Below are 26,074 nucleotides of genomic sequence, written 5' to 3'. Positions count from 1 at the left end.
GCTTATAGCGATACGGAAGTGGTCCCGAGCATACCCGAGACCCGTCGCTCAGCCCAAGCGCAGAGCGGTCAGGCTATTCCGTCACGTTTGTCGGGTAATTCGCTGATCAACATGAACAGACGGAACAGCACCACGCTGGTGAACAGTTGCAGGAAGCTGTGGCCACTGTCGATCAGCACGGCGATCAACGGATTCTGCGGATCGGGATAGACCTGCAAGGTCAGGCCCTTGAGCAGCCACAACGGCCCCATCACACAGAGGATGCACGCCAGAATCCGCAGGAAATGCCCACGGCTCAGGCGCAGGCTTTCCTTCATCGCCTGCAACGGGCCGTAGCCGCGCAGCACCAGCAGGTATTCACCGAAGGCCAGGGTGACCATCAGCCACAGGCCTGGCAGGAAATACAGGGACAGGCCCAGCAGGATCAACATCGTGTTGAGCGCAGTGAGCACGGCGAAACGCGGCCACAGGCGCGCCGACATCGCCAGCAGATCGAGGGTTTGCGGGGATTCGCCACGGGTGCGGGCGTCGAGAAACAGGATCAGCGCGGCGGTGTACAGCGGATAGACCAGCAGGCCGACGATCACGCTGATGGCCGAATAACCGTCCGGGTCGCTGGCGCGATCGACCACTTGTTGCAGCGCGGCTTCGAAGATCACCAGCGGCAGGCACAGCTGGACGATCCGCACCAGATTGCGTTTAAAGAAATACAGCGAGTCACGCAGCACATCGAAGGCATTCATCAGTCGGTATCGCAGGTCAAAAACAGTGGCTCACTTTAACCGATGATGTGCTGCCGGGCGCAAACGTAAACGTTCGGTAAAGACCATTGAAACATTCTGTCACTGCCTCCATTACAGAGGTGCGCCTCCTCCACTGTGGAGGAGGGCAACGTTATCCCCGGCAATCTACGAGGTCGCCATGAACAGCGAAGAGCAAACCCTGATCGATGGACTGTTTTCCCGGCTGCAGCAGGCCGAAACGGAGGCAGCCCCGCGTGACGCCCAGGCCGAGGCGCGGATCAAGGAACACCTGACGCGCCAGCCGGCCGCAGGCTATTTCATGACCCAGGCGATTCTGGTGCAGGAGGCCGCGATCAAGAGCCTCGACGAACAGAACAAACAACTGACTCAACAGGTTCAGCAACTGCAGGCCGAACTGCAATCGGCCAAGGCGCAAAGTGCTGCCCCGGCGCCGAGCGGCGGTGGTTTCCTGTCGAGCATCTTCGGTGGCAGCAGCCCGCGCCCGGCGCCGACCCAGAGCGCCCCGGCTTCTACTGGCGGCTGGCGTGAGCCGGCACCGCAGCAGAACTTCGGTGCACCCGCGCCACAACAGAACTTTGGCGCGCCACCACCGGGTTATGGCCAACAGCAAGCGGCCCCGGCGGCGGGCAGCAGCTTCCTCGGCGGCGCCCTGAAAACCGCGGCCGGTGTGGCCGGTGGCGTGATGCTGGCACAAGGCATCAGCAGCCTGTTCCATCACAACCAGCAGCCGGAAGAAATCGTCGAAGTGATCAAGGAAGAGCCTGCGCAAGTGGCCGATCAGGGTAATAACGGTTGGGGCGATGACCAGCGCATGGCCAACAACGATTCCTTCGGCAACAACCAGGGTGGCTTCACCGACACCGACTACAGCGATGACAACTCATCGTTCTTCGATGACGACGATTCCTTCGTCTGATTCACCATTCGTCCGGGGCGCCTGAGCGCCCCGGGCCGATTATTCGCGGAACCTTCCTTCGGGCTGGCATACTGAGCGCCTTTTTCGGGCCTGGTGCCTGATCCGGCTCATGCGCGTCAGCGCTCACAGGAACTCCGGTGAAAAAAATCGCAGTGTTCGCCGATGTGCAGAACCTCTACTACACCGTGCGTCAGGCCTATGGTTGCCACTTCAACTACGCGGCACTGTGGGCGGACATCAGCAAGGACGGGCAGATCGTCGAGGCCTACGCCTATGCGATCGACCGGGGCGACAGCAAACAGCAGCAGTTCCAGCAGATCCTGCGCAACCTCGGTTTCACCGTGAAACTCAAACCCTACATTCAGCGCAGCGACGGCTCGGCCAAGGGCGACTGGGACGTGGGCATTACCCTCGACATCATGGACGCCGCCGACCACGTCGACGAAATCGTCCTGGCTTCCGGTGATGGCGACTTCGACATGCTGCTCGAACGCATCATCAACAAACACGGCGTGCAAGCGGTGGCCTATGGCGTTCCCGGCCTGACCGCCAACTCGTTGATCCGCGCCGCCAGCCGTTATGTGCCGATTGAAGGCACGCTGTTGCTCAAGAATTGAACGGAGTTGAACCCGGTTTGGAACGCATTGCAGTCATCGACTTTGAAACCACCGGCATCTCGCCGAGCAGCAGCTGCCGGGCCACGGAAATCGCCGTGGTCATGCTGGAAAACGGCCGCATCGTCGAGCGTTACCAGAGCCTGATGAACGCCGGCGTACGCGTCCCGGCCTTCATCGAACAACTCACCGGCATCAGCAACGCCATGCTGCGCACCGCGCCTTCGGCCGAGCAAGTGATGAACGAAGTCAACGAATTCGTCGGCTGCACGCCCCTGCTGGCGCACAACGCCGCGTTCGACCAGAAGTTCTGGGACTTTGAACTGGGCCGGATCAAACGCACCCGCCTGCAGAACTTTGCCTGTTCGCTGCTGCTGGCCCGTCGCCTGATGCCGGCGGCGCCGAACCACAAGCTCGGCACGCTCACGACCTTCGCCCAACTGCCGCATACCGGCCAGGCCCACCGGGCGATGGCGGATGCGGAGATGGCGGCGAACCTGCTGGCGCATCTGGCGGATGAGTTGCGGCGCAAGCATGGGGTGCGGGAGCTATCGCACGACCTGCTGTGCAAATTGCAGAAAGTCCCGGCCGCTAAAGTCGGCGAACACCTCCAGCGCTATCGCTGAAGTCCACCCCTGGTTGATCGTTCCCACGCTCCGCGTGGGAATGCCTCAAGGGACGCTCCGCGTTCCAGCTCTCGAATGGGACGCAGAGCGTCCCGGGCTGCATTCCCACGCAGAGCGTGGGAACGAGCGGCAGTAGGTGTTATTGCCTCAGGGTTTGCCGTTGCCCTCGATATGACCGAGCGGCACCCGCTTCTCTATCGCACTCGACAACACGATCGACGTCTTGCTGAACCCGAATTTCGCCACCCGGTTGATCAGCTCTTCCAGCTCGGTCATCGAGCCCACGGCGGCCTGCATGATCACGCACGGGTCGCCGGTGACGCGGTGGCATTCGGTGAGTTGCGGAATTCTGATCAGTTCGTCGTACACCTTCGGGTTGCCGTGCTGGTTCAGGCGCAGTTCGATGACGCACTGGATCGGCAGGCCGAGCTTGGCCATGTCGACCTTGGCCGAGTAACCGGTGATGACGCCGCTGGCCTCGAGTTTGGCCACGCGCTCGGCGACGGCGGGGGCGGAGAGGTTCACTTTGCGGGCGAGATCGGCGTAGGACGCGCGACCGTTTTCGAGCAGGGCGCTGAGCAGCATGCGGTCGTATTTGTCCAAGGTCGGACTCCTGAAAATGCCAGACTTTCGAAATCGCGGTTTTGGCCGTCGATCTCCGTGTTTTCAAAAGTGTACCGGCGCTATAAACAGGTTTTGTAACTTATTTTTAGCGGTTGGCCTTTCTAGAATAACCAGTCTCCCTGCCTTGATGTCGAGTCGTCTCATGTCTGCCGTGCGCCGTTTTTCCTTGCCGCTGATCGCCGCGTTTTTTGCGTTGTACGTGATTTGGGGATCGACCTATCTGGTGATCCGCATCGGCGTCGAATACTGGCCGCCGCTGATGCTCGGCGGTGTGCGCTTCGTGATCGCCGGCAGCCTGATGTACGCGTTCCTGCGCTGGCGCGGGGCACCGGCGCCGACCTGGGCGCAGTGGAAAGCGGCGGGGATCATCGGGATTCTGTTGCTCAGTTTCGGCAACGGTGCGGTGACCCTGGCCGAACACAGCGGTGTGGCGTCGGGTGTTGCCGCACTGGCAGTGGCGACGGTGCCGCTGTTTACCTTGCTCTGCGGTTATTTCTGGGGCGCTCGCAACACGCGTCTGGAATGGGCCGGGGTGGCGATGGGGATTATCGGCATCGCGATGCTCAACATGGGTTCCAACCTGCAATCGAGCCCGCTGGGCGCGGCGCTGCTGATTTTCGCGGCGGCGAGCTGGGCGTTCGGTTCGGTGTGGAGCAAGCACCTGCCGCTGCCTCAAGGCGCAATGGCCAGTGCGGTGGAAATGCTGGTCGGCGGCGTGGTGCTGCTGATCGGCAGCGCGGCGAGCGGTGAACACCTGCAGGCCATGCCGCCACTGGAAGGCTGGTTGGCGCTGGCATACCTGATTTTCTTCGGCTCGATCATCGCCTTCAACGCCTACATGTATCTGTTGAAAAACGTCCGTCCGGCGGCGGCCACCAGTTATGCCTATGTGAACCCGGCGGTGGCGGTGTTGCTGGGGATCGTGTTTGTCGGCGAGACCATCGGGATCGAAGAGGCGCTGGCGATGCTGGTGATCATCGGCGCGGTGGTGCTGATCGGTCTGCCGCAGTGGCGCCGTCCACGGCAGCTGCCGGTGGTCACCGAGCCGGCTGCCGCAACGAAGGCCATAGCGACGGAGCAGCGTGCGAATTAGGGTAAACTGCGCGCCATCGCACACTTTGCTCTGATTTTTCCTACGGTACTCCCATGACTTTCGCCACCCTTGGCCTGATCGAACCCTTGCTGCGCTCCCTCGAGAAGCTCGGCTACCAGACCCCGACGCCGGTGCAGGCGCAAGCCATTCCGGCCGTGCTGGCCGGTCGCGACCTGATGGCCGCAGCCCAGACCGGCACCGGCAAGACCGCCGGTTTCGCCTTGCCGCTGTTGCAGCTGCTGAGCATGGAAGGGCCGAAAGTCGCTGCCAACTCGGTCCGTGCATTGATCCTGGTACCGACCCGCGAGTTGGCAGAGCAAGTCCACGAAGCCGTGCGCCAGTACGCCGAAAACCTGCCGTTGCGCACTTACGCGGTGTACGGCGGCGTCAGCATCAACCCGCAGATGATGAAGCTGCGCGGCGGCGTCGATCTGCTGGTGGCAACCCCGGGCCGTTTGCTCGACCTGTTCCGCCAGAAGGCGCTGAAATTCAATCAGCTGCAAACCCTGGTGCTGGACGAAGCCGACCGCATGCTCGACCTGGGCTTTTCCGAGGAGCTGGCGAACATTTACCGCGCGCTGCCGAAGAAACGTCAGACGCTGCTGTTCTCCGCGACCTTCTCCGATGACATCCGCCTGCTGGCCGGGCAGATGCTCAACGATCCGCTGAGCATCGAAGTCAGCCCGCGCAACGTGGCGGCCAACACCGTCAAGCAGTGGGTGGTGACGGTGGACAAGAAGCGCAAGCCGGAACTGTTCGTGCACCTGATGCGCAAGAACAAGTGGAAGCAGGTGCTGGTGTTCGCCAAGACCCGTAATGGTGTGGACGCGCTGGTCGAGAAGCTCCAGGGCCTGGGCGTGAATGCCGACGGCATCCACGGCGACAAGCCGCAAGCGACCCGGCAGCGGGCGTTGGACCGTTTCAAAATGAGCGAAGTGCAGATTCTGGTGGCTACCGATGTTGCCGCCCGTGGTCTGGATATCGAAGACCTGCCGTTGGTGGTCAACTTTGATCTGCCGATCGTTGCCGAGGATTACATCCACCGTATCGGCCGGACTGGCCGCGCAGGTGCGACCGGTGAGGCGATTTCGTTGGTGTGTGCCGATGAAGTGAACATGTTGTCGGCCATTGAAATGCTGACCCGCAGCACGTTGAAGCGCGAGATCGAACCGGACTTCGTGCCGGAGCACCGCGTGCCGGACACCGATGCCAGTGGCCAGGTGATCAAGAAGCCGAAGAAACCGAAGAAGCCGAAAGCTTCCGGTGGTGGCGGTGGCAAGCGCAATCTGGGCAAGTGGGTGGACAGCGGCGAGACTCAGGCGCCGGAGCCTTCGATCAAGCCTGTTCGTAAAGTGCCGGTGTTCAATACCGGGCCGCGTAAGCGTAAGCCTTGAAGATTGCCTTAAAGATCAAAAGCCCCCTCACCCTAACCCTCTCCCGGGGGGAGAGGGGACTGACGGGGTTGTTTTTGCGAGTTACGCCGACCTGAAATACCGAGTCGAACTCAGGTTGTGAAAAGCACTTGATCGATGAATCCATAATCGACTCGGTTTTTCAGGTCGATGTATGACGCCAGACACCGCGGTCGGCTCCCTCTCCCGGAGGGAGAGAGACTGATTGGGGGATGCTTCAGAGATGCGCCGACCTGATTCTGTTTTCCCGAATCCATAATCGACTCGGTCTCTCAGGTCGATGTATGACGCCAGACACCTCGGTCGGCTCCCTCTCCCTCCGGGAGAGGGCTGGGGTGAGGGGAAGAGGTGCAACTCGGTATCAGCGTCGTAACCAGTCCAGCATCCCCAACCCCGCCGCCCGGCCACTGGCAAAACACGCTGTCAGCAGATACCCGCCAGTCGGCGCTTCCCAATCCAGCATTTCCCCCGCACAAAACACCCCCGGCAACGCCTTGAGCATCATCCGCTCGTCCATCGCCTCGAACGTCACGCCACCGGCACTGCTGATCGCTTCGTCCAGCGGACGGGTTTTCACCAAGGTCAGCGGCAAGGCCTTGATCGCCCGGGCCAGCAGCGCCGGATCGGCAAAGGTTGCGGCGTCAGTGAGTTCACGCAGCAACGCCGCTTTCACCCCATCAATCCCGACCTGACTGTGCAGATGCTTGGCCATCGAGCGCGAACCCCTTGGTTTGCTCAATGCCGCCTGCAATTTATCCACAGGTCGGCCTGGCAGCAGGTCGATGTGAATAGTCGCTGCACCGTGCACATTGATCGCCTCACGAATCGGCGCTGAGAGCGCGTAAATCAAACTGCCCTCGATGCCGGTCGCAGTGATCACGCATTCACCCAGACGCGGAACATCGTCGTTCAAACCGATGGCGATATTTTTCAGCGGCGCGCCGGCGAATTTGCTGACCAGCACTTCGCTCCAGGTCTGCACCTCGAAGCCGCAATTGCTCGGCTGCAACGGCGCCAGTCCTACACCGCGTTGCTCCAGCGGCAGCATCCACGCGCCGTCGGAGCCCAGCCGCGACCAACTGCCACCGCCGAGGGCGAGCAGGGTGGCGTCGGGGTTGAGGGTTTTCTCGCCTTCCGGGCTGTCGATGCGCAGCGCACCGTTTTCATCCCAGCCGAGCCAACGATGGCGGGTGTGGATAACCACACCGCTGTCGCGCAGGCGCTTGAGCCAGGCGCGGAGCAACGGCGCGGCTTTCATGTCGGTGGGGAACACCCGGCCCGAGCTGCCGATGAAGGTTTCAATGCCCAGTTCGTGAATCCACCGGCACAGTGCATCGGCGTCGAACGCGCGCAGCAACGGGGCGATGTTCGGGGCGCGTTCGGCGTAGCGCGAGAGGAACGCCGGGTAGGCTTCGGAATGGGTGATGTTCATGCCGCCGACCCCGGCCAGCAGGAACTTGCGGCCCACCGAGGGCATGCCGTCGTACAAATCGACGCGGACTCCGGCCTGGCTCAGCACTTCGGCGGCCATCAGGCCGGCGGGGCCACCGCCGATGATGGCGACGTGAGCGGAAGGGGCGGCGGAAGTCTGAGTCATGGCAGCGGCAATAGCGTGGCGGAATAAGCCGCGCATTCTAGCAGCAGCGGCCATTGTCAGGTCTGATCAAAAAACAACCAGCTTGCTGCGGGCCATGTTCAGCGTGGGCTGTAGTCCGTTTCGCTCAGGTTATCCACAGGCCGTTCCACAGCCATTGTGGGTAACGCAGCACAACTCAATGACAACCCGATGACTGCCAGACGCGTTGCGCACTGTGATGCAGGATGCCGTGACGGCGGGCCAAGGCCTGGCGATCCTTGCTGTAACCGCCGCCGATCACCCCGACCACCGGGATGTCGCGGCCCAGACAGTGGCGCATCACGCTTTCGTCGCGGGCGGCGACGCCTTCGTCAGTCAGTTGCAGATAACCGAGGGCGTCGTCCTTGTGTACGTCGACACCGGCGTCGTACAGCACCAGATCCGGTTGATACAGCGGCAGCAGGTAGTTGAGCGCATCGTCGACCACTTTCAGGTAATCGGTATCGCCCATGCCGTTGGGCAGCGGAATGTCCCAGTCGCTTTCGGCCTTGCGTGCAGGAAAGTTCTTTTCGCAGTGCAGGGAAACGGTGATCGCTTCCGGGGTGTTGTGCAGAATACGTGCAGTCCCGTCGCCCTGATGCACGTCGCAATCGAAGATCAGCACCCGGTTCACCCGGCCGCTTTGCAGCAGGTAGTGGCTGATGATCGCCAGGTCATTGAAGATGCAGAACCCGGCGGGGTAGTCGTAGTGGGCGTGATGGGTGCCGCCGGCGAGGTGACAGGCCAGGCCATGCTCCAGCGCTTTCTCTGCCGCCAGAATCGAACCGCCGACGGCCCGCACCGTGCGCCGGGCCAGCGCTTCGTTCCATGGCAGGCCGAGACGCCGCTGGTCTTCACGGGACAATTCGCCACTCATGTAGCGTTCGATATAACCGCGGTCATGGGCCAGGGCGAGGATGTCGGCAGGGCACAGTTCAGGGCGCAGCAGGTCTTCGTCGCGGGTGAGGCCGCTGTCCACCAGGTGATCGCGCAGCAGGCGGAACTTGTCCATGGGAAAGCGGTGATCCGCCGGAAACTCGGGGCTGTAGTCTTCGTGGTAGATCAACGGCAATGGCATGGCGGACTATTCATAAAGGCTGTAGGAAAGAGTGCAAAGCCTACCAGCGATGTAGACTTGCGGCATGGAAACGGAGGGGCACGATGGAGCCGATACTTGAGCTGGAAAGCGCGCGACTGCTGATGCGTCAGTGGCAGGACGCGGATTTGCCGGCATTTGCGGCGATGTGCGCCGATCCGCAGGTGATGCGCTACTTTCCCGCCCCCTTGAGTCGGTTGGAAAGCGCCGCGCTGATCGGCCGTGTACGCGGTCATTTCGCCGAACACGGCTTTGGCTTGTGGGCGCTGGAACGCAAGGACACCGGCGAATTCATCGGTTTTACCGGGCTCGGCGTGGTCGGTTTCGACGCGCCGTTCACCCCGGCGGTGGAAATCGGCTGGCGCCTGGCGAAAGAACACTGGGGCCTGGGTTATGCCAGCGAGGCGGCGTGGACCGCGCTGCGCTGTGGCTTTGACCGGTTGGCCCTGAAGGAAATTGTGGCGTTCACTGCGCAGAGCAATCTGCCGTCGGAAAAGGTCATGCAAGCCATCGGCATGCATCACGACCCGGCCCATGATTTCGATCACCCGAAAGTGGCTGTCGATCACCCGTTGCGTCGACATCTGTTGTACCGCATCACCAGGGAGCAATGGCTGCAGACCCTGCATGGCTAAGCCGACACGGACGTTTACAATGGCGCGATCATGGCTCGCGCCAGAACCTGAATTGGCCGCCGCAGCCAAGACTGCGCGGCATAGCGTTGTGTGAGGAGAGTCTGAATGAGCCAAGTGTTGGAAGATCTGGTGGATCTGCTGACCCTCGAACCGATCGAGGAAAACCTGTTCCGTGGTCGCAGTCAGGATCTGGGCTTTCGCCAGTTGTTCGGCGGCCAGGTGCTCGGCCAGTCGCTGTCGGCGGCCAGTCAGACCGTTGAAGAGACGCGTCATGTGCATTCGATGCACGGTTATTTCCTGCGCCCGGGCGATGCCAAGTTGCCGGTGGTCTACTCGGTGGATCGCGTGCGTGACGGCGGCAGTTTCAGCACCCGCCGCGTGACCGCGATCCAGAAGGGCCACCCGATTTTCACTTGCAGCGCTTCGTTCCAGTACGACGAAGAAGGCTTCGAACACCAGAGCCAGATGCCGCAAGTGGTCGGCCCGGAAAACCTGCCGTCGGAGCTGGAACTGACCCAGCAACGCGCGCACCTGATCCCGGAACACATGCGCGAAAAACTGCTGTGCCCGAAGCCGATCGAAGTGCGCCCGGTCACTGAAAAAGACCCGTACAACCCGCAACCGGCGGACCCGATCAAGTACGTGTGGTTCCGTGCCGACGGTGCATTGGCCGACATCCCGGCGCTGCACAAATACCTGCTGGCCTACGCCTCGGACTTCGGTCTGCTGACCACGTCGATGCTGCCGCACGGCAAATCGGTCTGGCAGAAAGACATGCAGGTCGCCAGCCTCGACCACGCGCTGTGGTTCCACAACGACCTGCGCGCCGATGACTGGTTGCTCTACGCCATGGACAGCCCGTGGGCCGGCAATTCCCGCGGCTTCTCCCGTGGCAGCGTGTTCAACCGCGCCGGGCAACTGGTGGCCTCGGTGACTCAGGAAGGCCTGATCCGTCATCGCAAGGATTGGGCATGAGTCTGGCGGATGTGCGGCACTGGGTGTTCGACATGGACGGCACCCTGACCGTCGCCGTGCATGACTTCGCGGCGATTCGCGTGGCGCTGGCGATCCCGCCGGAGGACGACATCCTTACACACCTCGCGGCGTTACCCGCCGAAGAAGCGGCGGCGAAACATGCGTGGCTGCTGGAGCATGAGCGCGATCTGGCGCTCGGCTCGACCCCGGCAGTCGGCGCGGTGGAGTTGGTGCGCGATCTGCACGCGCGGGGTTATCGCCTCGGCATCCTGACCCGCAATGCGCGGGAGCTGGCCCATGTGACGCTGGAGGCCATCGGCCTGGCGGACTGCTTTGCGGTGGACGATGTACTGGGCCGCGATGAAGCGCCGCCGAAACCGCACCCGGGCGGTTTGCTGAAACTGGCGGATGCCTGGCAAGTGCCGGCGAGCGAGATGGTGATGGTCGGCGATTACCGCTTTGACCTCGACTGCGGTCGGGCGGCGGGCACCCACACGGTGCTGGTGAACCTGCCGGATAATCCGTGGCCGGAGCTGACCGACTGGCATGCGAAGGATTGTGTGGAATTGCGGCGGATGTTGTTCGCTTGAAAAAAACGGGGGCTTCGGCCCCCGTTTTTTATTGGTCGAATATCGCTTTCTGGCCTTCCGGCGATGTCAGCATGCCGTCGCCGTTATGCCCGACACCGGGCACTTCCACCAGCCGCTGATTCACCCCTTCCGGATGCCGACGCAGCAGATAGCTGAAGAACATTTTTCCGCGCATCAGGCGATAGGCGCCTTGCGCTTCGGCGGCGCAGCTCTTGTCCAGGGCCGGGTGTTGCGGGTCGGTGTCCTGCTGGCCGAGCAGATAAATCACCTCACGTTTGACGTAACTGCCTTCAAGCTGCGCAGGCGTTTGCCCACCGGAGTAGATCGGCGGATCCACCAGACCGTACTTCCAGCGATTGAAACCCGGGCACTGCGCGTGATCGAACGCTACCGGCCGTTGTTCATTGAAGTAGGCGTACGACGACGGGTTGGCCACCACATAACGCAAGCGAATGCCTTCGGCCTTGAGTGCCGGCTGTTCGCGGGCCAGCAGGGCATAGCGCTGCACCACCTGACCGCCGCCGGAGTGGCCGAAGATCACGATCTGCTTCACGTCCGGAAACTGCTTGCGGTCGCTGAGCCGGCCAATGATTTCGTCGAGGGCGGCATAAGAACTGAGCGCGTTCGGCCCTGTGGATAACCCGCCGCCCATCCACTCATTGCCTTTCCAGCGCAGGACGCTGGCGGGCAACGAATAGAGGGCGACATCGCTTTCGTTGAGAAACTGCGGGGCGATCACCAGGGTGTTGGCGGTTTGCCCGGCCAGTTCGGCGGCGCTCTCGCCACTTTTGCGATAGGTCTCGGCGTTGCGCAGCTTGCCATGAATGACGATCAGCACCCGCTCGATTTTCGCCGGCGCCGGGCCGATGCCCACCGCCATTTCGCCGGCCTGCAACTGCAGGCGTCCGGGACTGATCGCGTCGACGCCGGCCGCTTGTGCGGTGCCGCCGATGAACAGTAAAGCCAACAGCCATTTATGCATTTACAGGTTTTTCGCCGCAAAGGTATCGCACTGGCCGACCTGGCCCTGGGCGAATCCGGTTTTGAACCAGCGCACCCTTTGCGCCGACGTACCGTGAGTGAACGAGTCCGGCACTACACGGCCCTGACCCTGTTGTTGCAGGCGATCATCACCGATGGCGTTCGCCGCGTTCAAGGCCTCTTCGATATCGCCCGGTTCCAGCCAGTTCAGACGCTTCTGCGCGTTGTAGGCCCAGACCCCGGCCAGACAATCGGCTTGCAGTTCCTGACGCACCAGCAGACCGCCGTCACCTTCCATCTGCCGACCTTGCTGGCGGGCGGCCTGGATTTTCGCCGAGACGCCCAGCAGCGTCTGCACATGGTGACCGACTTCGTGAGCGATCACGTAGGCCTGGGCAAAGTCGCCGGCCGCCTTGAAGCGTTGCGACATTTCCTGGAAGAACGCCATGTCCAGATAGACCTTCTGGTCCGCCGGGCAATAGAACGGGCCGGTGGCCGAGGTGGCCATGCCGCAGGCCGAATTGACCCGGTTGCTGAACAGCACCAGGGTCGGATCCTTATATTGGCGGCCGGCCTGCTGGAAGATCGCGCCCCAGGTGTCCTCGGTGTCGCCGAGGATCGAACGCACAAATTCAGCCTGTTCATCGTTGGCCGGCGGTGCCTGACGGGTTTGCGAAGTCGGTGCGGCTTGCTGTGTGCCTTGGCCGGTGAGCTGGCCGAGAATCTGTAGCGGGTCTTGCCCGGTGATCCAGCCGATACCGACGATCAACAGGATCGCCCCGAGGCTCAGGCCTTTGCCGCCACCGAAGCGCATGCCTCCACCGCCACCGCCCATGTCATCGCCACGGGCATCGACGACGTTGTCACTGCGTCGACCTTTTCTCCATAGCATGTGGGAATCCTCGTCTGTTCAGGTGGAAAGTGTGTGGTGATGAGTGTTGCTGGTGTGTGAGTGTGGCGCCAGTCCGGTCGTCCGTCCATTCGCACACAGACAAACAGGCCCGACCTCGCGTGACGAGGTCGGGCCTGTTATTGACGAGCACGGGCGCCGGGAATTCAATCCGCCGGCGAATTTCTTTCGCCGGGTCAGGTGTCAGCGGTCAAAGGCGTCCCACACCGGCGCGAAGTCCGGGCTGACCTGACGTTCGCGTTTGGACAACGCGGCAATCAAAGCACGGTCCTCATCGTCCAGTTCGACCTTCAGTGACGCCAGGTTGGCCAGTTGATTGGCCCGGCTGCTGGCCTTGGGAATCGCTGCGACATTGTCCTGATCCAGCAACCACTTCAGCGCGACTTGAGTCGGCAGCACGCCGTGTTTTTCGGCGATCTGTTGAATCTGCGCAACCTCCGAGACCTTGTTACGCGCCAGTGGCGTGTAGGCCGTCAGCGCCAGATCGTGTTGACGGGCGTAGTCGAGCAAAGCGTTTTGTCCGAGCAGGACGTGGTACTCGACCTGAATCGCTGACAGCGGGATGCCGTATTCCTCGACGACCGTGCGCAGCAACGGCAGCGGAAAATTCGCCACGCCGATATTGCGAGCCAGACCTTGCTCTTTGAACGACGCGAGGGTCTCAAGAGTGCGTGGCAAGTCCCAGTCAGTAGTCGGCCAATGGATCATGAACAGGTCGACGTACTCACTGCGCAACGCCTTGAGGCTGCGATCCAGCGAGTGACGCATGGCATCCGGTTGCAACTGGTCCCACCAGACCTTGGTGGTGACGTGGATCTGCTCGCGGGGTGTCGGCGTATTCGCCAGTGCCTGTCCGACCGCGTCTTCATTGTTGTAGGCCGCCGCCGTGTCGATATGTCGGTAACCGAGCTCCAGTGCTTGCTCCACGGCGCGGGTGCATTCGTCGCCGAGCATCGGCCAGGTGCCGAGGCCGAGTTTGGGCAGGTTCAGTCCTTGTCTGTTGACGATGTGCTGCATGGTCGGCGCTTCCTGCATTGATGGTGTTTCAGAATGGGATTGCGAAAACTAAACAACGCCAGCCAGTAGGGGCAACTCGTCAGCCGAGAAAGAGGGCGATTATCGAGCGGTCGGTTCCAGATTTCGCAATCTCTGATATGTATTTTAGAATCGGCAAAATTTCACTGAGATCGCACCATGGCCGGCAGTCAGATCGAACGGGTTTTCAGCGTACTGGAAAGCCTCACCCACGAGCCGCGCGGACTGCCGCTGCAAACCCTCGCCGAACAAATCGACATTCCGAAAAGTGCGACACATCGCTTGCTCGCCGAATTGTCCCGGCTGGGCTATGTCCGGCAGAACCCGGAAACCCTGCGTTATCACTTGTCGACCAAATTGGTGGCGATGGGTTTTCGTTACCTGTCGAGCAGCGGCGCCGACATCGTGCAGCCGGTGCTTGATCGACTGGCGCAGGAAACCGGCGAGCTGGTACGACTGGGTGTCACCGACGGCGAGCGCCAGACCTGGATTGCCAAGTCACAGGGCGCGCGCAGCGGATTGCGCTACGACCCGGACATGGGCCGCGATGCGCCGCTGTTCTACACCGCGTCCGGCCATGCGTGGCTGGCGAGCATGAGTGATGCCGAGGCCTTGTCGCGGGTTGAACGTCAGGCCGCCGAAATGCCGGCGGATATCGGCCCGAATGCACCACGAACCAACATTGAATTGCTCGAGCATCTGCGCGTGGCGCGGGAACAGGGTTACGCCTGTGTCGAAGAGAGTTCGGCGGTGGGCACATCGGCCATTGCCGCCGTGGTGCGGCACCCGGCGGATGGCCGAGTGATCGGGGTATTGAGCATTGCCGGACCGAGTGCGCGGATGCCGGGGGCGAGGTTGCATGAACTGGCGCCGCTGTTGTTGAGGTTTACCGAGGAGTTGTCGGCGGCGAGCCTGGCTTCGGAGCTGTTCGTCTAGCCGCGCAACGGAAGACGGGATCGGGTTGTCTGTAAAGCTGTGCGTTGATCGCACAGAATTTGGCTTGAAGGGTGTGAGAATTTGGAACCTGGTTCTAAATTATCGCTGGAGGCTTTTTCCTCATTTTGATTTCTAGAGATAGCCAATGACCGTCAGCACTCCGCTTTCCGGCGTCAACCAACCCTTCAAGGGGATCTTGCTGATTGTCGTGGCGACGTTCCTGTTCTCCAGCCACGATGCGCTGTCGAAATACCTCTCGGGTTTTTATCCGATCATCATGGTGGTGTGGGCGCGATATCTGGTGCACACGCTGCTGATGGCGGGGATTTTTCTGCCGCAGTCCGGGTTGCGTGTTTTGCGCACCAAACGCCCGTTGTGGCAGTTGGCGCGGGCGTTGTGCCTGCTGGGTACCAGCCTGTTTTTCACTACGGCGCTGCTGTACATCCCGCTGGCCGAGGCCACAGCGGTCAACTTTCTTGCACCAGTGCTGGTGACGGCGCTGTCGGTGCCGTTGCTCAAGGAGCGGGTGACGCGGGGCCAGTGGATCGCGGTGATCTGCGGGTTTATCGGCGTGCTGATCATCGTCCACCCCGGTGGTGAATTGTTCACCCCGGCGATTCTGTTGCCGTTCTGCTCGGCGCTGTTTTTCTGCTTCTATCAATTGCTCACCCGCAAGCTCAGCGAGATCGACAGCCCGACCACCAGCAACTTTTTCGCCGGGTTGTGCAACACGCTGGTGATGAGTGCGCTGGTGCCGTTCTTCTGGCAGGTGCCGAGCCTTGGGCACGCTTTCTTGATGCTGGCGCTGGGCACGTGCGGGATGACGGCGCACCTGTTTCTGACCCAGGCGTTTCGCCATGCCGCGCCAGCGTTGCTGGCGCCGTTCGGCTATTGCCAGATCGTGTTTGCGGGGTTGCTGGGGTGGCTGCTGTTTGCCCACACGCCGACCCTGATGACGGTGATCGGGATCGCGGTGATCTGTTGCAGCGGACTGGCGGCAGCTTGGCAGCAGAGCCGGCGCTGAAAGGAAAACCGGCCTGAAATCAGGCCGGTCGGTGCAGGAAGGTTATTCGGTGATGGTAGGAATTTTGCGCGGTGCCATGAAGTACATCCAGGTCAGTGCGATGAAGTACATCGCCGGAATCAGGGTGAACAGCACGGTGTAGTTGTTGTTGGTGACGGTGAGGATGTGGCCGACGATCTGGGTCATGAACATCCCGCCGATCGCCGCGCACATGCCGCCGAAACCGAACACCGTGCTCATCATGTGCTTGGGCGTGTAGTCCATCACCAGGCTCCAGATGTTCGCCGTCCAGGCCTGGTGCGCGCCGATGGCCAGGGAGATGGCCGCTACCGCAACCCACAGGTTGGCGGAACCGGCCGCCATGACCACACCGATGATGCAGCAGGCGAACAGGAACATCGACAGCAGCCGTGCCTTGATCGAATTCATGCCGCGACCGATCAGGAACGAAGACAGAATCCCGCCGCCCACGCTGCCGAAGTCGGCGGTGACGTAGATGATGATCAGCGGAATGCCCATCTGGGTGACGTTGATGCCCAGGTTGTATTGCTGATTGAGAAACGGCGGCAGCCAGTACAGGTAGAACCAGAACACCGGCGCAGTCAGCGAGTAGGCGAGGGCGAAGGCCCAGGTGCCGCGCATGCGCAGGATTTTCGAGAACGGCACGCGGGCCTGTTCCGGTTCGACTTCTTTCTGGATGTAGTCCAGCTCCGACTGTTTCACGCTCGGGTGATCTTCCGGGTTGAAATACTTCAGGCCCCAGAACAGCAACCAGATCCCGCCCAGTGCCGACATGCACAGGAACGCGGCCTGCCAGCCCCACACATGAAGAATCAGTGGCAGCAGCATCGGAGTGAACATCGCGCCGACGTTGGTGCCGGCGTTGAAGATGCCAGTGGCGACAGCACGTTCGCCGGCCGGGAACCACAGGCGCGTGGTTTTCACACAGGCCGGATAGTTGGCCGCTTCGGTCAGGCCGAGGATGAACCGGCAGACCATGAAGCCCACCGCCGAGGTCGCCAGACCGTGGGCGCCGGTGGCCAGGCTCCAGAGCAGCACGGCGCAGAAGAACACCCGTTTTACGCCGACCCGGTCGATCAGTCGTCCTTGCAGCACGAAGCCGATGGCGTAGCCGACCTGAAACCAGAAGTTGATGTTGGCGTAGTCCATCGCCGTCCAGCTCATTTCCTTGGCGAGGATGGGCTGCATGACGCCGAGGGCCGCGCGGTCAATGTAATTGAGGGTGGTGGCGAAAAACACCAGCGCCAGCATGCCCCAACGGGTCTTGCCGACGGCCATGGCGCCGCGGATCTTGTCGCCGATGCCACCCGTGGCAGTGCTCATGGCCGGGGCCATGCGGGAAGTCTGTGAAGGAATCATGTGTTCCACCCGTTTTTGGATTTGTTATTTGGTGTGCTTTTTTTGTGCACGCTGCGACCGGTGGTTCAGATCCGGACTCAAGGTGAAAGGGATGTTGGGCAGTGGGCGAAAAATCGTCAATTCGCCAAACCGGCATTGTGTTCGATAATCGCACGCAAAACTAACCGGGTAGTACAGTTTAAATTGCTCAATGAAAAACCGGGACCAATAATTCGCTCACCTTATAAAAGCGGCGCAATCCTCGTAGCCGAAGTCTCCACCGGGAGTTGAAACATGCAGCGATCCATTGCCACCGTTTCCTTGAGCGGAACCCTGCCGGAAAAACTCGAAGCCATTGCCGCGGCCGGGTTCGACGGGGTGGAGATTTTCGAGAACGACCTTCTGTACTACGACGGCAGTCCCCGGGAAATCCGGCAGATGTGCGCCGACCTCGGGATTGCCATCACCCTGTTCCAGCCGTTTCGCGATTTCGAAGGCTGCCGCCGCGATCGTCTGGAGCGCAATCTGGAGCGGGCCGAACGCAAGTTCGACCTGATGCAGGAACTGGGCACCGACCTGGTGCTGGTGTGCAGCAACGCCTCCCCTGACAGTATCGGCGATCAACAGATCCTCATCGATGACCTGCGCCTGCTGGCCGAACACGCCGGCGCCCGTGGCTTGCGCATCGGTTATGAAGCGCTGGCCTGGGGTCGTCACGTCAATACTTATCAACAGGTCTGGGACATCGTGCGCCAAGCCGATCACCCAAGCCTCGGCGTGTTGCTCGACAGCTTTCACACCTTGTCGCTCAAGGGCGATCCACGGGCGATTGCCGAGATTCCCGGCGACAAGATTTTCTTCGTGCAAATGGCCGACGCGCCGATCCTGGCGATGGATGTGCTGGAGTGGAGCCGGCATTTCCGCTGCTTCCCGGGACAGGGTGAATTCGATCTGCCGGGCTTCCTCGCGCCAATCATCCAGAGCGGCTACACCGGGCCGCTGTCGCTGGAAATCTTCAACGACGGCTTCCGTGCCGCGCCGCCTCGGGCCAATGCGGCTGACGGTCTGCGTTCGCTGCTGTATCTGGAGGAGAAAACCCGCCAGCGTCTGGAGCAGGACATCCGCCCTGTGGATAACCGCGAAATCCTCTTCGAGACGCCGAAGGCCAGCGCCTACAACGGCATCGAGTTTCTTGAGTTTGCCGTCGACGAAGCGCTCGGCGCCAAACTGTCGAACTGGCTTGAGCGACTGGGTTTCGTCAAGGCCGGGCAGCATCGCTCCAAGAGCGTCAGCCTGCTGCGCCAGGGCGATATCAACCTGATCCTCAACTCCGAACCTTACTCGTTCGCCCACAGTTTCTTCGAGTCCCACGGCCCGTCGCTGTGCGCCACCGCCGTGCGGGTCAAGGACAGCGCCAGTGCGCTGGCCCGCGCCGTTGCCTATAAAGGTCAGCCGTATCGCGGACTGGTCGGCCCCAACGAGCTGGAACTCGCAGCGGTGCGTGCGCCGGATGGCAGCCTGATTTATCTGGTGGATGAAGAGGCGGATGTCTACGGCACCGACTTCAATCTGCTGCCGGATGCGGTGGCTCGCGGCGGCCTCAAACGCATCGATCACATGGCCATGGCGCTGCCGGCGGACAGCCTCGACAGCTGGGTGCTGTTCTACAAGAGCCTGCTGGATTTCGAGGCCGACGACGAAGTGGTGCTGCCGGATCCGTACGGTCTGGTGAAGAGTCGCGCGCTGCGCAGTCGCGACAGCTCGATCCGCTTGCCGCTGAACATTTCCGAGAACCGCAACACCGCGATCTCACACGCGCTGTCGAGTTATCGCGGTTCCGGGGTGCATCACATCGCCTTCGACTGCGACGACATCTTTGATCAGGTCAGCCGTGCCAAAGAGGCGGGCGTGCCGCTGCTGGATATCCCGCTCAACTATTACGATGATCTCGCGGCGCGTTTCGATTTCGATGACGAGTTTCTCAGCGAACTGGCGTACTACAACGTGCTCTACGACCGTGATGCCCAGGGCGGCGAGTTGTTCCACGTCTACACCGAGCCGTTCGAAGGGCGCTTCTTCTTCGAGATCATCCAGCGCAAGAACGGTTACGCGGGTTATGGCGCGGCCAACGTCGCGGTGCGACTGGCGGCAATGGCCAAAGCACGCAGTGGCGCTGTTCGCCAGGCGAAGTTGTAGGAAATTCGTAAACGCGGGATTAAACACGGGTCGCGCGGCTTCCTTCGCTGGGGCGCGCGGCCCATAATCGCCAGCCTGTGCAGTGATGGCCGTGAGCCCGCAATGACAATGACTTCAGAACTTTCCGCAGCCCCCGTTTTACCAGCGGTAGAGCCGCGCAAGAGTCGCAAGAACAACCCGGAAAAAACCCGCGAAAACATCCTCCAGGAAGCGATCGTCGAGTTCGTCCAGCAGGGCCTGTCGGGTGCTCGCGTGGACGCGATCGCCGAGCGCATCCACACCTCCAAGCGCATGATCTATTACTACTTCGGCAGCAAGGAGCAGTTGTACGTCGAGGTGCTGGAGAAGCTCTACGGCGATATCCGCAGCACCGAAAGCCGTCTGCACCTGGCCGAGCTGCCGCCGGTGGAAGCGATCCGGCGCCTGGTGGAATTCACCTTCGATCACCACGATCGCAACGTCGATTTCGTGCGCATCGTCTGCATCGAAAACATCCACAACGCTGAATACGTGAAGCGTTCCGATGCGATCAAGGCGATGAACAACACGATCCTCGATTCGCTGGGCGAGATCCTGGCGCGCGGTGCCGCTGAAGGTGTGTTCCGCGCCGGGCTCGACGCGCTGGACGTGCATCTGCTGATCAGTTCGTTCTGCTTCTATCGCGTGTCGAACCGCCACACGTTCGGTGAGATCTTTCAGATCGACCTGCCGGACGAAACCATCAAGCAGCGTCATCGCGAAATGATTTGCGAGTCGGTGCTGCGTTACCTGCAGGCCTGATCGGTATCGAGGGGGGCGTCGCCCCCTCACGGTTTTATCCTTTCATGCTTTGAAAATGCGCCAGCATTCGCTGCGCATCCGGCGCCACGCCGCTGAACAGTTCAAACGCCTTCACGGCCTGAAACACCGCCATGTTGCCGCCATCCAGGGTTCGGCAACCCAAGGCGCGGGCGTTGCGCAGCAGTTCGGTTTCCAGCGGGAAATACACGATCTCCGCCACCCACAACTCTGGACGTAGCAATGCTGCCGGCACGGGCATGCCCGGTAGTTTGGCCATGCCCATTGGCGTGGTGTTCACCAGCCCGTCAGCGTGACTCAACGCACTCGGCAGATCATGTCCGGCCACGGCGCGGCCCGCGCCAAAATGCTGATTGAGGTTGTTGGCCAGGCTTTCGGCCCGCTCAATGTCCACATCAAAAATGCTCAGTTTTTGTACGCCTTCGCTCAACAAGGCGTGGGCCACCGCCGCACCGGCGCCACCGGCGCCCATCTGGACGACGTGCTCGCGGGCGACGTCTGGCAGGCCGCGACGAAATCCTTCGGCGAACCCCAGGCAGTCGGTGTTGTGGCCGACGCGTTTGCCGTCCTTCAACACCACGGTGTTGACCGCTCCGATGCCTCGGGCCTCGGGTGACAGTTCATCGAGCAGCGGGATGATTGCCTGCTTGCACGGGAAGGTGATGTTCAGTCCGGTGTAATTCATCCGCTCGGCGGCCAGCAGCAGGTCGGGCAGGGCGTTGCTGTCCAGTTGCAGTTGATCGAGATCGATCAAGCGGTACAGGTAACGCAGGCCCTGTTCGTCGCCTTCGTGTTCATGCAGCGCCGGGGTGCGTGACGCCTGAATGCCGGCGCCGATCAGCCCGGCCAGTATGACTTTGTCGCGGATCATGCGGTTCACCCCTTCAGACGCTGGCTGAAATGTTCCAGGGCCAGGCGATAACCGTGGCTGCCGAAGCCGCACATCACGGCCGTGGCGATGGCCGAGACGAACGAGTGATGACGGAACGGCTCGCGCGCGTGGACGTTGGACAGGTGGACTTCGATCACCGGCAATTCGCTGGCGACCAGGGCATCGCGGATCGCTACCGAAGTGTGAGTCCAGGCGGCCGGGTTGATGACGATGCCGGCGCAGCGCTGGCGGGCGCCGTGAATCCAGTCGAGCAGTTCGCCTTCATGGTTGGTCTGGCGAAATTCGACGGCCAGGCCGAATTCTTCGGCGGCGCGCCCGCACAGGGCAGAGATGTCGGCCAGGGTTTCGTGACCGTAGGTCGCCGGTTCACGGGTGCCGAGCAGGTTCAGGTTCGGGCCGTTGAGCACCAGAACGATAGGGGGCATGGGGGCAAACTCCACTTATTGTTTTTGGCTTGGGTCGAGGGTTTCGACCTGTGGAGTTAAATTGTACTAGCTGGTTACTTTAATCAATTGCTCTACATCGACAGTCCTGTTTTGTGTGCGGTGATCGCACACTGGCAAGAATCAACGCGGCAATTGCTCCACCAGAAAATCAATGAAAGCCCTGACGCGCAGCGGCATGTGGCGATTCTGCGGGTACAGCAGGGTGAATGGCCGCGAGCGTCCGCTGTAGGGTTTGAGCACTTCCACCAGCGAGCCGTCGGCCAGTTCCTTTTCCACGATGAAGCGATAAGTCTGGAACAACCCGGCGCCGTGTCTGGCCAGGGTCACGCCTCCGAGCACGTCATCGGAACAGCAGAAATTGCCCTCGGCGAGGATTTCCCGTGGCGCGTCCTCGTCGTAAAACAGCCAGGTGATTCGCCGCCCGCTGCTGGGCAATTCGTACTGGATGCACTCGTGCTGTTCGAGGTCTTCGAGGGTCTGCGGCGTGCCGGCGCGTTTCAGGTAATCGGGGCTGGCGACCATCACCAGCGCCGCATCTTCCAGGTGTCGGGCGATCAGGCCTGAGTCGGGAATGGCCCGCACGCGGATCGCCATGTCGTAACCCTCGCCGACGAAGTCGATGTTGCGATTGCTGATGTGCATGTCGACCTTCACCTGAGGAAAGCGCGCGCGAAACGCGGGCAGCAGCGGCAGGATCCGATGATGGGCGTAGGTCGTAGGAATACTGATGCGCAGGGTGCCGGACGGTTCCTGCTGCTGGCCCATGACTTCCCGTTGCGCCTCGACCAGTTGCGCCAGCGCCTGACGGCATTCTTCGTAGTAGCGCCGGCCGCTGTCGGTCAATTTCACACTGCGGGTGGTGCGCGCAAACAGCCGCACCCCCAGGCGTTCCTCCATGCGTGACACCGAGCGGCTCACGGCAGCCGGCGTCACCGAAGCCGCCTGCGCCGCGCCGGTGAAACTGCCGCACTCGGCGGCCAGGCAAAACAACTCGATGCTGCCCAGCTGAAGATCGTCGAAGTGGCGCTGCATGATTGATTACACCGGGGAATGAGTCTTCGTATGTAGCAAATGCGCGGCCGCTGCGAAAGAACTGCTTACCATTTTGCGCGAGGCTTTCCTGAATCCCGCACTAGGCTCGAAAACGTAATGACCATTGAAGGCAACAATGCCGATGGTCGGAATTGTCAGGGAATGGCAGTTTTCGAAACTCTTTAACCTAACGGATGGGTTAGCATGAAAGTGTGCAGTTACAAGGGATTGTCGGTGGTGATCATGCTGCGAGACGAACATTGTCCGCCCCATGCGCACGTAGATTCAGGTGCATGGAGTGCCCGCTTCAAATTCAGCTTCTGGCACAACGGCGTGGAGTTATGGGATGTGCTGCCGCTGTCGCGTCGGCCACCGATTGCAGTGCTTGAGGGGCTGCGCCAATCGCTCCGTGAAACCGTTCATCTGCGGCGGGCTCGCCGAATCTGGTGGACTCGTTTGCAGACGGCGTGTCTCGATAATCAATGGTGGGACGGGGACTCGAACGAAGTGGCCGTCATGCGCGAAGTCACCAATGCAACCTTCAGAATCGGATCGGCGTATTACGAGCCAGAAGAAAACAAAACCTTGCTGGCCCTGGTCGGTGCTCAGGAAGGTGTGGAGATCGAACTATGAAAACAGTAAAGGCCGGTTTGCATGCTGATCGACCGGTAACGGAAAAGCGCCTCGATGAAGCTGTCGATCGCGGGGGGCTGCGCCGACGCAGCAGCCTGCAAGCCGTATCGGTGTCCTTTCAGAAACCGTGCCTGGTGATTCACTTTGAAGACGACAGCGGCGTGCTGCTGCCAGTGAATCTTTACCGGGAATTCGATGATTTCGAACCGGAAGACTTCAGCGGATTGATCGTCGGTTTTGCCGGCACTGCCCTTTGCCACGATGGCAAGGACCTGCAGGTTTCCATCGCCGGCATGATCTCGGCCAGTCAGCCATTGATGGCCATGGCAGCCTCGGTGATCGCTTCCCGCAATGGTCGCCAGAGCAGCGCCGCCAAGGCAGAAGCTGCACGGGCCAACGGCAGGAAGGGCGGGCGCCCGCGCAAGATCGATCCTGTGTCATGAACAGGCACAAAAAAGCCGTCGGTCAGGACGGCTTTCTTGTTTCTGGCACCTGCGATCAACGCCGGGTCAACAGCACGCCGGATTCCATGTGGTGGGTCCACGGGAACTGGTCGAACAGCGCACAGCGGGTAATGCGATGCGTGTCGTGCAGTTGGGCGATGTTGGCCGCCAGGGTCTCCGGGTTGCAGGAGATGTACAGGATGTTGTCGAAGCGACGGGTCAGTTCGCAGGTGTCCGGGTCCATGCCGGCCCGTGGCGGGTCGACGAACACGCTGCCGAACTCGTAGCTCTTCAGGTCGATGCCGTGCAGGCGACGGAACGGGCGAACTTCGTTCAGGGCTTCGGTCAGCTCTTCGGCGGACAGACGCACCAGGGTGACGTTATCCACAGCGTTTTCGGCCAGATTGCTCAACGCAGCATTAACCGACGTCTTGCTGATTTCCGTGGCCAGCACTTTGCGCACGCGGGTCGCCAGCGGCAGGGTGAAGTTGCCGTTGCCGCAGTACAGCTCCAGCAGATCGTCGCTGCGATCGCCCAGTGCTTCGTATGCCCAGTTGAGCATATTCTGGTTCACGGTGCCGTTGGGCTGGGTGAACGCGCCTTCCGGCTGGCGATAGCTGAAAGTGCGACCGCCGACGTCGAGTTTCTCGACCACGTAATCGAGGCCGAGTACTTCGCGCTTGCCCTTGGAGCGACCGATGATGCTGACACCCAGGTCCGCCGAAAGCTTGGTGGCCGCCGCATGCCAGTGCTCGTCCAGCGGACGGTGATAGCACAGGGTGATCATCGCGTCGCCGGCCAGGGTGGTCAGAAACTCCACCTGGAACAGCTTGTGGCTCAGCGCCGCGCTGGCCTGCCATGCCGCTTTCAACTGTGGCATCAACTGGTTGATGCGCAGGCTGGCGATCGGGAACTCTTCGATCAGGATCGGCGTGCGTTTGTCATCCTGCGAGAACATCGCGTAATGCCGCTCACCGCCCTCGCGCCACAGGCGGAATTCGGCGCGCAGGCGGAAGTTCTGCAGCGGCGAGTCGAACACCGCTGGCTCCGGTGCGTCGAACGGGGCCAGCAGGTCACGCAGGCGCGTGACCTTGTCTTCGAGTTGTGCGGCGTAGGCCTGGGAATCAAAAGTCATGCGTTGAACCAACCCAGCTTGATCACGAACAGAATCGACAGGATCACCAGCGCCGGGTTCAGCTCACGGGCGCGGCCGGACAGCAGTTTGATTGCAGTCCAGGCGATGAAGCCGAAGGCGATGCCGTTGGCGATGGAATAGGTGAAGGGCATCGCCAGTGCGGTGACCACGACCGGCGCGGCGACGGTGATGTCGTCCCAGTCTATTTCCGCCAGGCCCGAAGTCATCAGCACGGCGACGAACAGCAGCGCTGGCGCGGTGGCGAAGGCCGGCACGCTGGCGGCCAGCGGCGAGAAGAACAGCGCCAGCAGGAACAGGATCGCGACGACGATGGCGGTCAGGCCGGTGCGGCCGCCGGCGCTCACGCCTGCAGCGGACTCGATGTAGCTGGTGGTGGTCGAGGTGCCCAGCAGCGAACCGGCCATTGCCGCTGTACTGTCGGCGATCAGTGCGCGGCCCATTTTCGGCATGTGGCCGTCCTTGCCCATCAGGCCGGCGCGCTTGGCGACGCCGATCAGGGTGCCGGAGTTGTCGAACAGGTCAACGAACAGGAAGGCGAAAATCACGCTGACCAGACCGATGTCCAGTGCGCCCTTGATGTCCAGTTGCAGGAAGGTCGGGGCCAGCGAAGGTGGCATCGAAGTCACGCCGCCGAACGGGGTGAAGCCCATCACGATCGAGACGATAGTCACCGCGAGAATGCCGATCAGCACCGCGCCGCGCACTTTCAGGGCTTCAAGGGCAACGATCAGGGCGAAACCGAGGGTGGCGAGGATCGGTGCCGGTTGCTTCAGGTCACCGAGGCCGACCATGGTCGCTTGGTTACTGACCACGATACCGGCGTTGTGCAGGGCGATCAGTGCCAGGAACAGGCCGATACCGGCGGCAATCGCCGAACGCAGCGGCAGCGGGATACTGTTGATGATCCATTCACGGATGCGGAAGATCGACAGCAGGAAGAAGCACACGGCCGAGATGAACACTGCACCCAACGCCACTTGCCAGGTGTGGCCCATGTGCAGCACGACGGTGTAGGTGAAGAAGGCGTTCAGGCCCATGCCCGGCGCGAGGGCGATCGGGTAGTTGGCGATCAGGCCCATCACCGTGGAGCCGATGGCAGCCGCAAGGCACGTGGCGACGAACACCGCGCCTTTGTCCATGCCGGTCTCGCCGAGGATGCTCGGGTTGACGAACAGAATGTAGGCCATGGCCAGGAAGGTCGTGACGCCCGCCAGAATCTCGGTCCGCACGTTGGTGTTGTGTGCCTTGAGTTGAAACAGCCTTTCCAGCATGT

The 26,074-nt window shown here is 61.5% G+C and carries 27 protein-coding genes; 14 read left to right on the top strand and 13 right to left on the bottom strand.

Annotated elements, in window-relative coordinates; genetic code table 11:
• Positions 1 to 68: 68 nt before the first annotated feature.
• A complete protein-coding gene (locus AC07N4_RS24670) occupies positions 69 to 743 on the bottom strand; it encodes a YciC family protein (protein WP_102620832.1) in 675 nt (224 codons plus the stop codon).
• A 178-nt stretch (positions 744 to 921) separates the two neighbouring features.
• Between AC07N4_RS24670 and AC07N4_RS24665 the strand changes: the two genes are divergently transcribed.
• The 3 genes from AC07N4_RS24665 to AC07N4_RS24655 all read left to right on the top strand — a co-directional run bounded on the left by AC07N4_RS24665 (position 922) and on the right by AC07N4_RS24655 (position 2,920).
• The gene (locus AC07N4_RS24665) at positions 922 to 1,680 is read left to right on the top strand and encodes a DUF2076 domain-containing protein (protein WP_096820813.1); all 759 of its coding nucleotides are present in this window, start codon (positions 922 to 924) and stop codon (positions 1,678 to 1,680) included.
• Between the two features lie 137 nt (positions 1,681 to 1,817).
• Positions 1,818 to 2,297, top strand: a complete 480-nt coding sequence (locus AC07N4_RS24660; protein WP_493066462.1) for a LabA-like NYN domain-containing protein — start codon at positions 1,818 to 1,820, stop codon at positions 2,295 to 2,297.
• A 17-nt stretch (positions 2,298 to 2,314) separates the two neighbouring features.
• Complete coding sequence (locus AC07N4_RS24655) at positions 2,315 to 2,920, top strand: 3'-5' exonuclease (RefSeq protein ID WP_039771802.1); 606 nt, start codon at positions 2,315 to 2,317, stop codon at positions 2,918 to 2,920.
• Positions 2,921 to 3,067: 147 nt separating this feature from the next.
• Here AC07N4_RS24655 and AC07N4_RS24650 read toward each other — a convergent pair whose 3' ends face one another.
• On the bottom strand, positions 3,068 to 3,523 hold the full coding sequence (locus tag AC07N4_RS24650) for an Lrp/AsnC family transcriptional regulator (protein ID WP_102621133.1): 456 nt from the start codon (positions 3,521 to 3,523) through the stop codon (positions 3,068 to 3,070).
• A gap of 163 nt (positions 3,524 to 3,686) precedes the next feature.
• Here AC07N4_RS24650 and yedA point away from each other — a divergent pair, with 163 nt between their 5' ends.
• A complete protein-coding gene (gene yedA / locus AC07N4_RS24645) occupies positions 3,687 to 4,637 on the top strand; it encodes a drug/metabolite exporter YedA (protein WP_096820816.1) in 951 nt (316 codons plus the stop codon).
• A gap of 53 nt (positions 4,638 to 4,690) precedes the next feature.
• Entirely contained in the window at positions 4,691 to 6,031 is a 1,341-nt protein-coding gene (gene rhlE1, locus AC07N4_RS24640) for an RNA helicase RhlE1 (RefSeq protein ID WP_493066463.1), read from the top strand.
• 379 nt (positions 6,032 to 6,410) lie between these two features.
• Here the strand turns inward: rhlE1 and AC07N4_RS24635 are convergent, their stop codons facing one another.
• Entirely contained in the window at positions 6,411 to 7,646 is a 1,236-nt protein-coding gene (locus AC07N4_RS24635; protein WP_493066464.1) for a TIGR03862 family flavoprotein, read from the bottom strand.
• Between the two features lie 175 nt (positions 7,647 to 7,821).
• Positions 7,822 to 8,742, bottom strand: coding sequence for a histone deacetylase family protein (locus tag AC07N4_RS24630; protein ID WP_102621131.1), 921 nt, complete (start codon positions 8,740 to 8,742; stop codon positions 7,822 to 7,824).
• 83 nt (positions 8,743 to 8,825) lie between these two features.
• Between AC07N4_RS24630 and AC07N4_RS24625 the strand changes: the two genes are divergently transcribed.
• The 3 genes from AC07N4_RS24625 (at position 8,826) to AC07N4_RS24615 (ending at position 10,960) form a co-directional block, all read left to right on the top strand.
• Positions 8,826 to 9,395, top strand: a complete 570-nt coding sequence (locus AC07N4_RS24625) for a GNAT family N-acetyltransferase (protein ID WP_102621130.1) — start codon at positions 8,826 to 8,828, stop codon at positions 9,393 to 9,395.
• Between the two features lie 105 nt (positions 9,396 to 9,500).
• Positions 9,501 to 10,370, top strand: a complete 870-nt coding sequence (gene tesB, locus AC07N4_RS24620) for an acyl-CoA thioesterase II (protein WP_085712241.1) — start codon at positions 9,501 to 9,503, stop codon at positions 10,368 to 10,370.
• Positions 10,367 to 10,960 (top strand): HAD family hydrolase, encoded by a 594-nt coding sequence (locus tag AC07N4_RS24615; RefSeq protein WP_273538849.1) that lies wholly within the window; start codon positions 10,367 to 10,369, stop codon positions 10,958 to 10,960. Before tesB ends, AC07N4_RS24615 begins: the two co-directional genes overlap by 4 nt.
• 28 nt (positions 10,961 to 10,988) lie before the next feature.
• On the opposite strand, the gene AC07N4_RS24610 is transcribed toward AC07N4_RS24615, so the two are convergent.
• The 3 genes from AC07N4_RS24610 to AC07N4_RS24600 form a co-directional block, all read right to left on the bottom strand.
• Positions 10,989 to 11,942 (bottom strand): S49 family peptidase domain-containing protein, encoded by a 954-nt coding sequence (locus AC07N4_RS24610; protein WP_096820822.1) that lies wholly within the window; start codon positions 11,940 to 11,942, stop codon positions 10,989 to 10,991.
• Positions 11,943 to 12,833 carry a KPN_02809 family neutral zinc metallopeptidase gene (gene ypfJ, locus AC07N4_RS24605; RefSeq protein WP_096820823.1) on the bottom strand — a complete coding sequence of 297 codons (891 nt, stop codon included), beginning with the start codon at positions 12,831 to 12,833 and terminating at the stop codon, positions 11,943 to 11,945.
• A gap of 201 nt (positions 12,834 to 13,034) precedes the next feature.
• Entirely contained in the window at positions 13,035 to 13,868 is an 834-nt protein-coding gene (locus tag AC07N4_RS24600; RefSeq protein WP_493066465.1) for an aldo/keto reductase, read from the bottom strand.
• A 177-nt stretch (positions 13,869 to 14,045) separates the two neighbouring features.
• Here AC07N4_RS24600 and AC07N4_RS24595 point away from each other — a divergent pair, with 177 nt between their 5' ends.
• Together AC07N4_RS24595 and AC07N4_RS24590 are read left to right on the top strand one after the other, a co-directional pair.
• Positions 14,046 to 14,822: an IclR family transcriptional regulator gene (locus AC07N4_RS24595; protein ID WP_096820824.1), complete on the top strand. Its 777-nt coding sequence runs from the start codon at positions 14,046 to 14,048 to the stop codon at positions 14,820 to 14,822.
• A 145-nt stretch (positions 14,823 to 14,967) separates the two neighbouring features.
• Positions 14,968 to 15,846 carry a DMT family transporter gene (locus tag AC07N4_RS24590; RefSeq protein ID WP_096820825.1) on the top strand — a complete coding sequence of 293 codons (879 nt, stop codon included), beginning with the start codon at positions 14,968 to 14,970 and terminating at the stop codon, positions 15,844 to 15,846.
• Positions 15,847 to 15,888: 42 nt separating this feature from the next.
• On the opposite strand, the gene AC07N4_RS24585 is transcribed toward AC07N4_RS24590, so the two are convergent.
• Entirely contained in the window at positions 15,889 to 17,226 is a 1,338-nt protein-coding gene (locus AC07N4_RS24585; protein WP_397482743.1) for an MFS transporter, read from the bottom strand.
• A 273-nt stretch (positions 17,227 to 17,499) separates the two neighbouring features.
• Here AC07N4_RS24585 and quiC point away from each other — a divergent pair, with 273 nt between their 5' ends.
• Positions 17,500 to 19,401, top strand: a complete 1,902-nt coding sequence (quiC, locus tag AC07N4_RS24580) for a 3-dehydroshikimate dehydratase QuiC (RefSeq protein ID WP_102621125.1) — start codon at positions 17,500 to 17,502, stop codon at positions 19,399 to 19,401.
• Between the two features lie 102 nt (positions 19,402 to 19,503).
• On the top strand, positions 19,504 to 20,181 hold the full coding sequence (locus AC07N4_RS24575) for a TetR/AcrR family transcriptional regulator (protein WP_096820828.1): 678 nt from the start codon (positions 19,504 to 19,506) through the stop codon (positions 20,179 to 20,181).
• A gap of 34 nt (positions 20,182 to 20,215) precedes the next feature.
• Here the strand turns inward: AC07N4_RS24575 and AC07N4_RS24570 are convergent, their stop codons facing one another.
• The 3 genes from AC07N4_RS24570 to AC07N4_RS24560 form a co-directional block, all read right to left on the bottom strand.
• Positions 20,216 to 21,070, bottom strand: a complete 855-nt coding sequence (locus tag AC07N4_RS24570) for a shikimate dehydrogenase (protein WP_493066466.1) — start codon at positions 21,068 to 21,070, stop codon at positions 20,216 to 20,218.
• 5 nt (positions 21,071 to 21,075) lie between these two features.
• A complete protein-coding gene (gene aroQ / locus AC07N4_RS24565) occupies positions 21,076 to 21,516 on the bottom strand; it encodes a type II 3-dehydroquinate dehydratase (protein ID WP_011336043.1) in 441 nt (146 codons plus the stop codon).
• Positions 21,517 to 21,657: 141 nt separating this feature from the next.
• Positions 21,658 to 22,569, bottom strand: coding sequence for a LysR family transcriptional regulator (locus AC07N4_RS24560; protein WP_102621123.1), 912 nt, complete (start codon positions 22,567 to 22,569; stop codon positions 21,658 to 21,660).
• Positions 22,570 to 22,773: 204 nt separating this feature from the next.
• Here AC07N4_RS24560 and AC07N4_RS24555 point away from each other — a divergent pair, with 204 nt between their 5' ends.
• Both AC07N4_RS24555 and AC07N4_RS24550 read left to right on the top strand, forming a co-directional pair.
• Complete coding sequence (locus AC07N4_RS24555) at positions 22,774 to 23,202, top strand: DUF4160 domain-containing protein (RefSeq protein WP_102621122.1); 429 nt, start codon at positions 22,774 to 22,776, stop codon at positions 23,200 to 23,202.
• Positions 23,199 to 23,645: a hypothetical protein gene (locus AC07N4_RS24550; protein WP_493066467.1), complete on the top strand. Its 447-nt coding sequence runs from the start codon at positions 23,199 to 23,201 to the stop codon at positions 23,643 to 23,645. Before AC07N4_RS24555 ends, AC07N4_RS24550 begins: the two co-directional genes overlap by 4 nt.
• A 55-nt stretch (positions 23,646 to 23,700) precedes the next feature.
• Here AC07N4_RS24550 and trmA read toward each other — a convergent pair whose 3' ends face one another.
• Both trmA and AC07N4_RS24540 read right to left on the bottom strand, forming a co-directional pair.
• Positions 23,701 to 24,780 (bottom strand): tRNA (uridine(54)-C5)-methyltransferase TrmA, encoded by a 1,080-nt coding sequence (gene trmA, locus AC07N4_RS24545; protein WP_493066468.1) that lies wholly within the window; start codon positions 24,778 to 24,780, stop codon positions 23,701 to 23,703.
• Positions 24,777 to 26,072: an NCS2 family permease gene (locus tag AC07N4_RS24540; RefSeq protein WP_096820834.1), complete on the bottom strand. Its 1,296-nt coding sequence runs from the start codon at positions 26,070 to 26,072 to the stop codon at positions 24,777 to 24,779. The genes trmA and AC07N4_RS24540 overlap by 4 nt, the downstream gene beginning before the upstream one ends.
• Between the last annotated feature and the right edge of the window lie 2 nt (positions 26,073 to 26,074).

The sequence above is a fragment of the Pseudomonas sp. GW821-FHT09E04 genome (assembly GCF_059416185.1).
The sequence above is the reverse complement of the archived record's forward strand: the minus strand, read 5'-3'. Positions and strand labels throughout refer to the sequence as shown.

What these genes read in the sequence shown, in the direction of transcription:
- AC07N4_RS24540 (WP_096820834.1), bottom strand. Translation starts at nt 26,072, where the DNA reads ATGCTGGAAAGGCTGTTTCAACTCAAGGCACACAACACCAACGTGCGG.
- yedA (WP_096820816.1), top strand. Translation starts at nt 3,687, where the DNA reads ATGTCTGCCGTGCGCCGTTTTTCCTTGCCGCTGATCGCCGCGTTTTTT.
- AC07N4_RS24590 (WP_096820825.1), top strand. Translation starts at nt 14,968, where the DNA reads ATGACCGTCAGCACTCCGCTTTCCGGCGTCAACCAACCCTTCAAGGGG.
- AC07N4_RS24625 (WP_102621130.1), top strand. Translation starts at nt 8,826, where the DNA reads ATGGAGCCGATACTTGAGCTGGAAAGCGCGCGACTGCTGATGCGTCAG.
- AC07N4_RS24630 (WP_102621131.1), bottom strand. Translation starts at nt 8,742, where the DNA reads ATGCCATTGCCGTTGATCTACCACGAAGACTACAGCCCCGAGTTTCCG.
- rhlE1 (WP_493066463.1), top strand. Translation starts at nt 4,691, where the DNA reads ATGACTTTCGCCACCCTTGGCCTGATCGAACCCTTGCTGCGCTCCCTC.
- aroQ (WP_011336043.1), bottom strand. Translation starts at nt 21,516, where the DNA reads ATGCCCCCTATCGTTCTGGTGCTCAACGGCCCGAACCTGAACCTGCTC.
- AC07N4_RS24615 (WP_273538849.1), top strand. Translation starts at nt 10,367, where the DNA reads ATGAGTCTGGCGGATGTGCGGCACTGGGTGTTCGACATGGACGGCACC.
- AC07N4_RS24575 (WP_096820828.1), top strand. Translation starts at nt 19,504, where the DNA reads ATGACAATGACTTCAGAACTTTCCGCAGCCCCCGTTTTACCAGCGGTA.
- quiC (WP_102621125.1), top strand. Translation starts at nt 17,500, where the DNA reads ATGCAGCGATCCATTGCCACCGTTTCCTTGAGCGGAACCCTGCCGGAA.
- AC07N4_RS24595 (WP_096820824.1), top strand. Translation starts at nt 14,046, where the DNA reads ATGGCCGGCAGTCAGATCGAACGGGTTTTCAGCGTACTGGAAAGCCTC.
- AC07N4_RS24600 (WP_493066465.1), bottom strand. Translation starts at nt 13,868, where the DNA reads ATGCAGCACATCGTCAACAGACAAGGACTGAACCTGCCCAAACTCGGC.
- AC07N4_RS24670 (WP_102620832.1), bottom strand. Translation starts at nt 743, where the DNA reads ATGAATGCCTTCGATGTGCTGCGTGACTCGCTGTATTTCTTTAAACGC.
- AC07N4_RS24570 (WP_493066466.1), bottom strand. Translation starts at nt 21,070, where the DNA reads ATGATCCGCGACAAAGTCATACTGGCCGGGCTGATCGGCGCCGGCATT.
- AC07N4_RS24610 (WP_096820822.1), bottom strand. Translation starts at nt 11,942, where the DNA reads ATGCATAAATGGCTGTTGGCTTTACTGTTCATCGGCGGCACCGCACAA.
- AC07N4_RS24635 (WP_493066464.1), bottom strand. Translation starts at nt 7,646, where the DNA reads ATGACTCAGACTTCCGCCGCCCCTTCCGCTCACGTCGCCATCATCGGC.
- AC07N4_RS24550 (WP_493066467.1), top strand. Translation starts at nt 23,199, where the DNA reads ATGAAAACAGTAAAGGCCGGTTTGCATGCTGATCGACCGGTAACGGAA.
- AC07N4_RS24555 (WP_102621122.1), top strand. Translation starts at nt 22,774, where the DNA reads ATGAAAGTGTGCAGTTACAAGGGATTGTCGGTGGTGATCATGCTGCGA.
- AC07N4_RS24665 (WP_096820813.1), top strand. Translation starts at nt 922, where the DNA reads ATGAACAGCGAAGAGCAAACCCTGATCGATGGACTGTTTTCCCGGCTG.
- ypfJ (WP_096820823.1), bottom strand. Translation starts at nt 12,833, where the DNA reads ATGCTATGGAGAAAAGGTCGACGCAGTGACAACGTCGTCGATGCCCGT.
- AC07N4_RS24560 (WP_102621123.1), bottom strand. Translation starts at nt 22,569, where the DNA reads ATGCAGCGCCACTTCGACGATCTTCAGCTGGGCAGCATCGAGTTGTTT.
- tesB (WP_085712241.1), top strand. Translation starts at nt 9,501, where the DNA reads ATGAGCCAAGTGTTGGAAGATCTGGTGGATCTGCTGACCCTCGAACCG.
- trmA (WP_493066468.1), bottom strand. Translation starts at nt 24,780, where the DNA reads ATGACTTTTGATTCCCAGGCCTACGCCGCACAACTCGAAGACAAGGTC.
- AC07N4_RS24585 (WP_397482743.1), bottom strand. Translation starts at nt 17,226, where the DNA reads ATGATTCCTTCACAGACTTCCCGCATGGCCCCGGCCATGAGCACTGCC.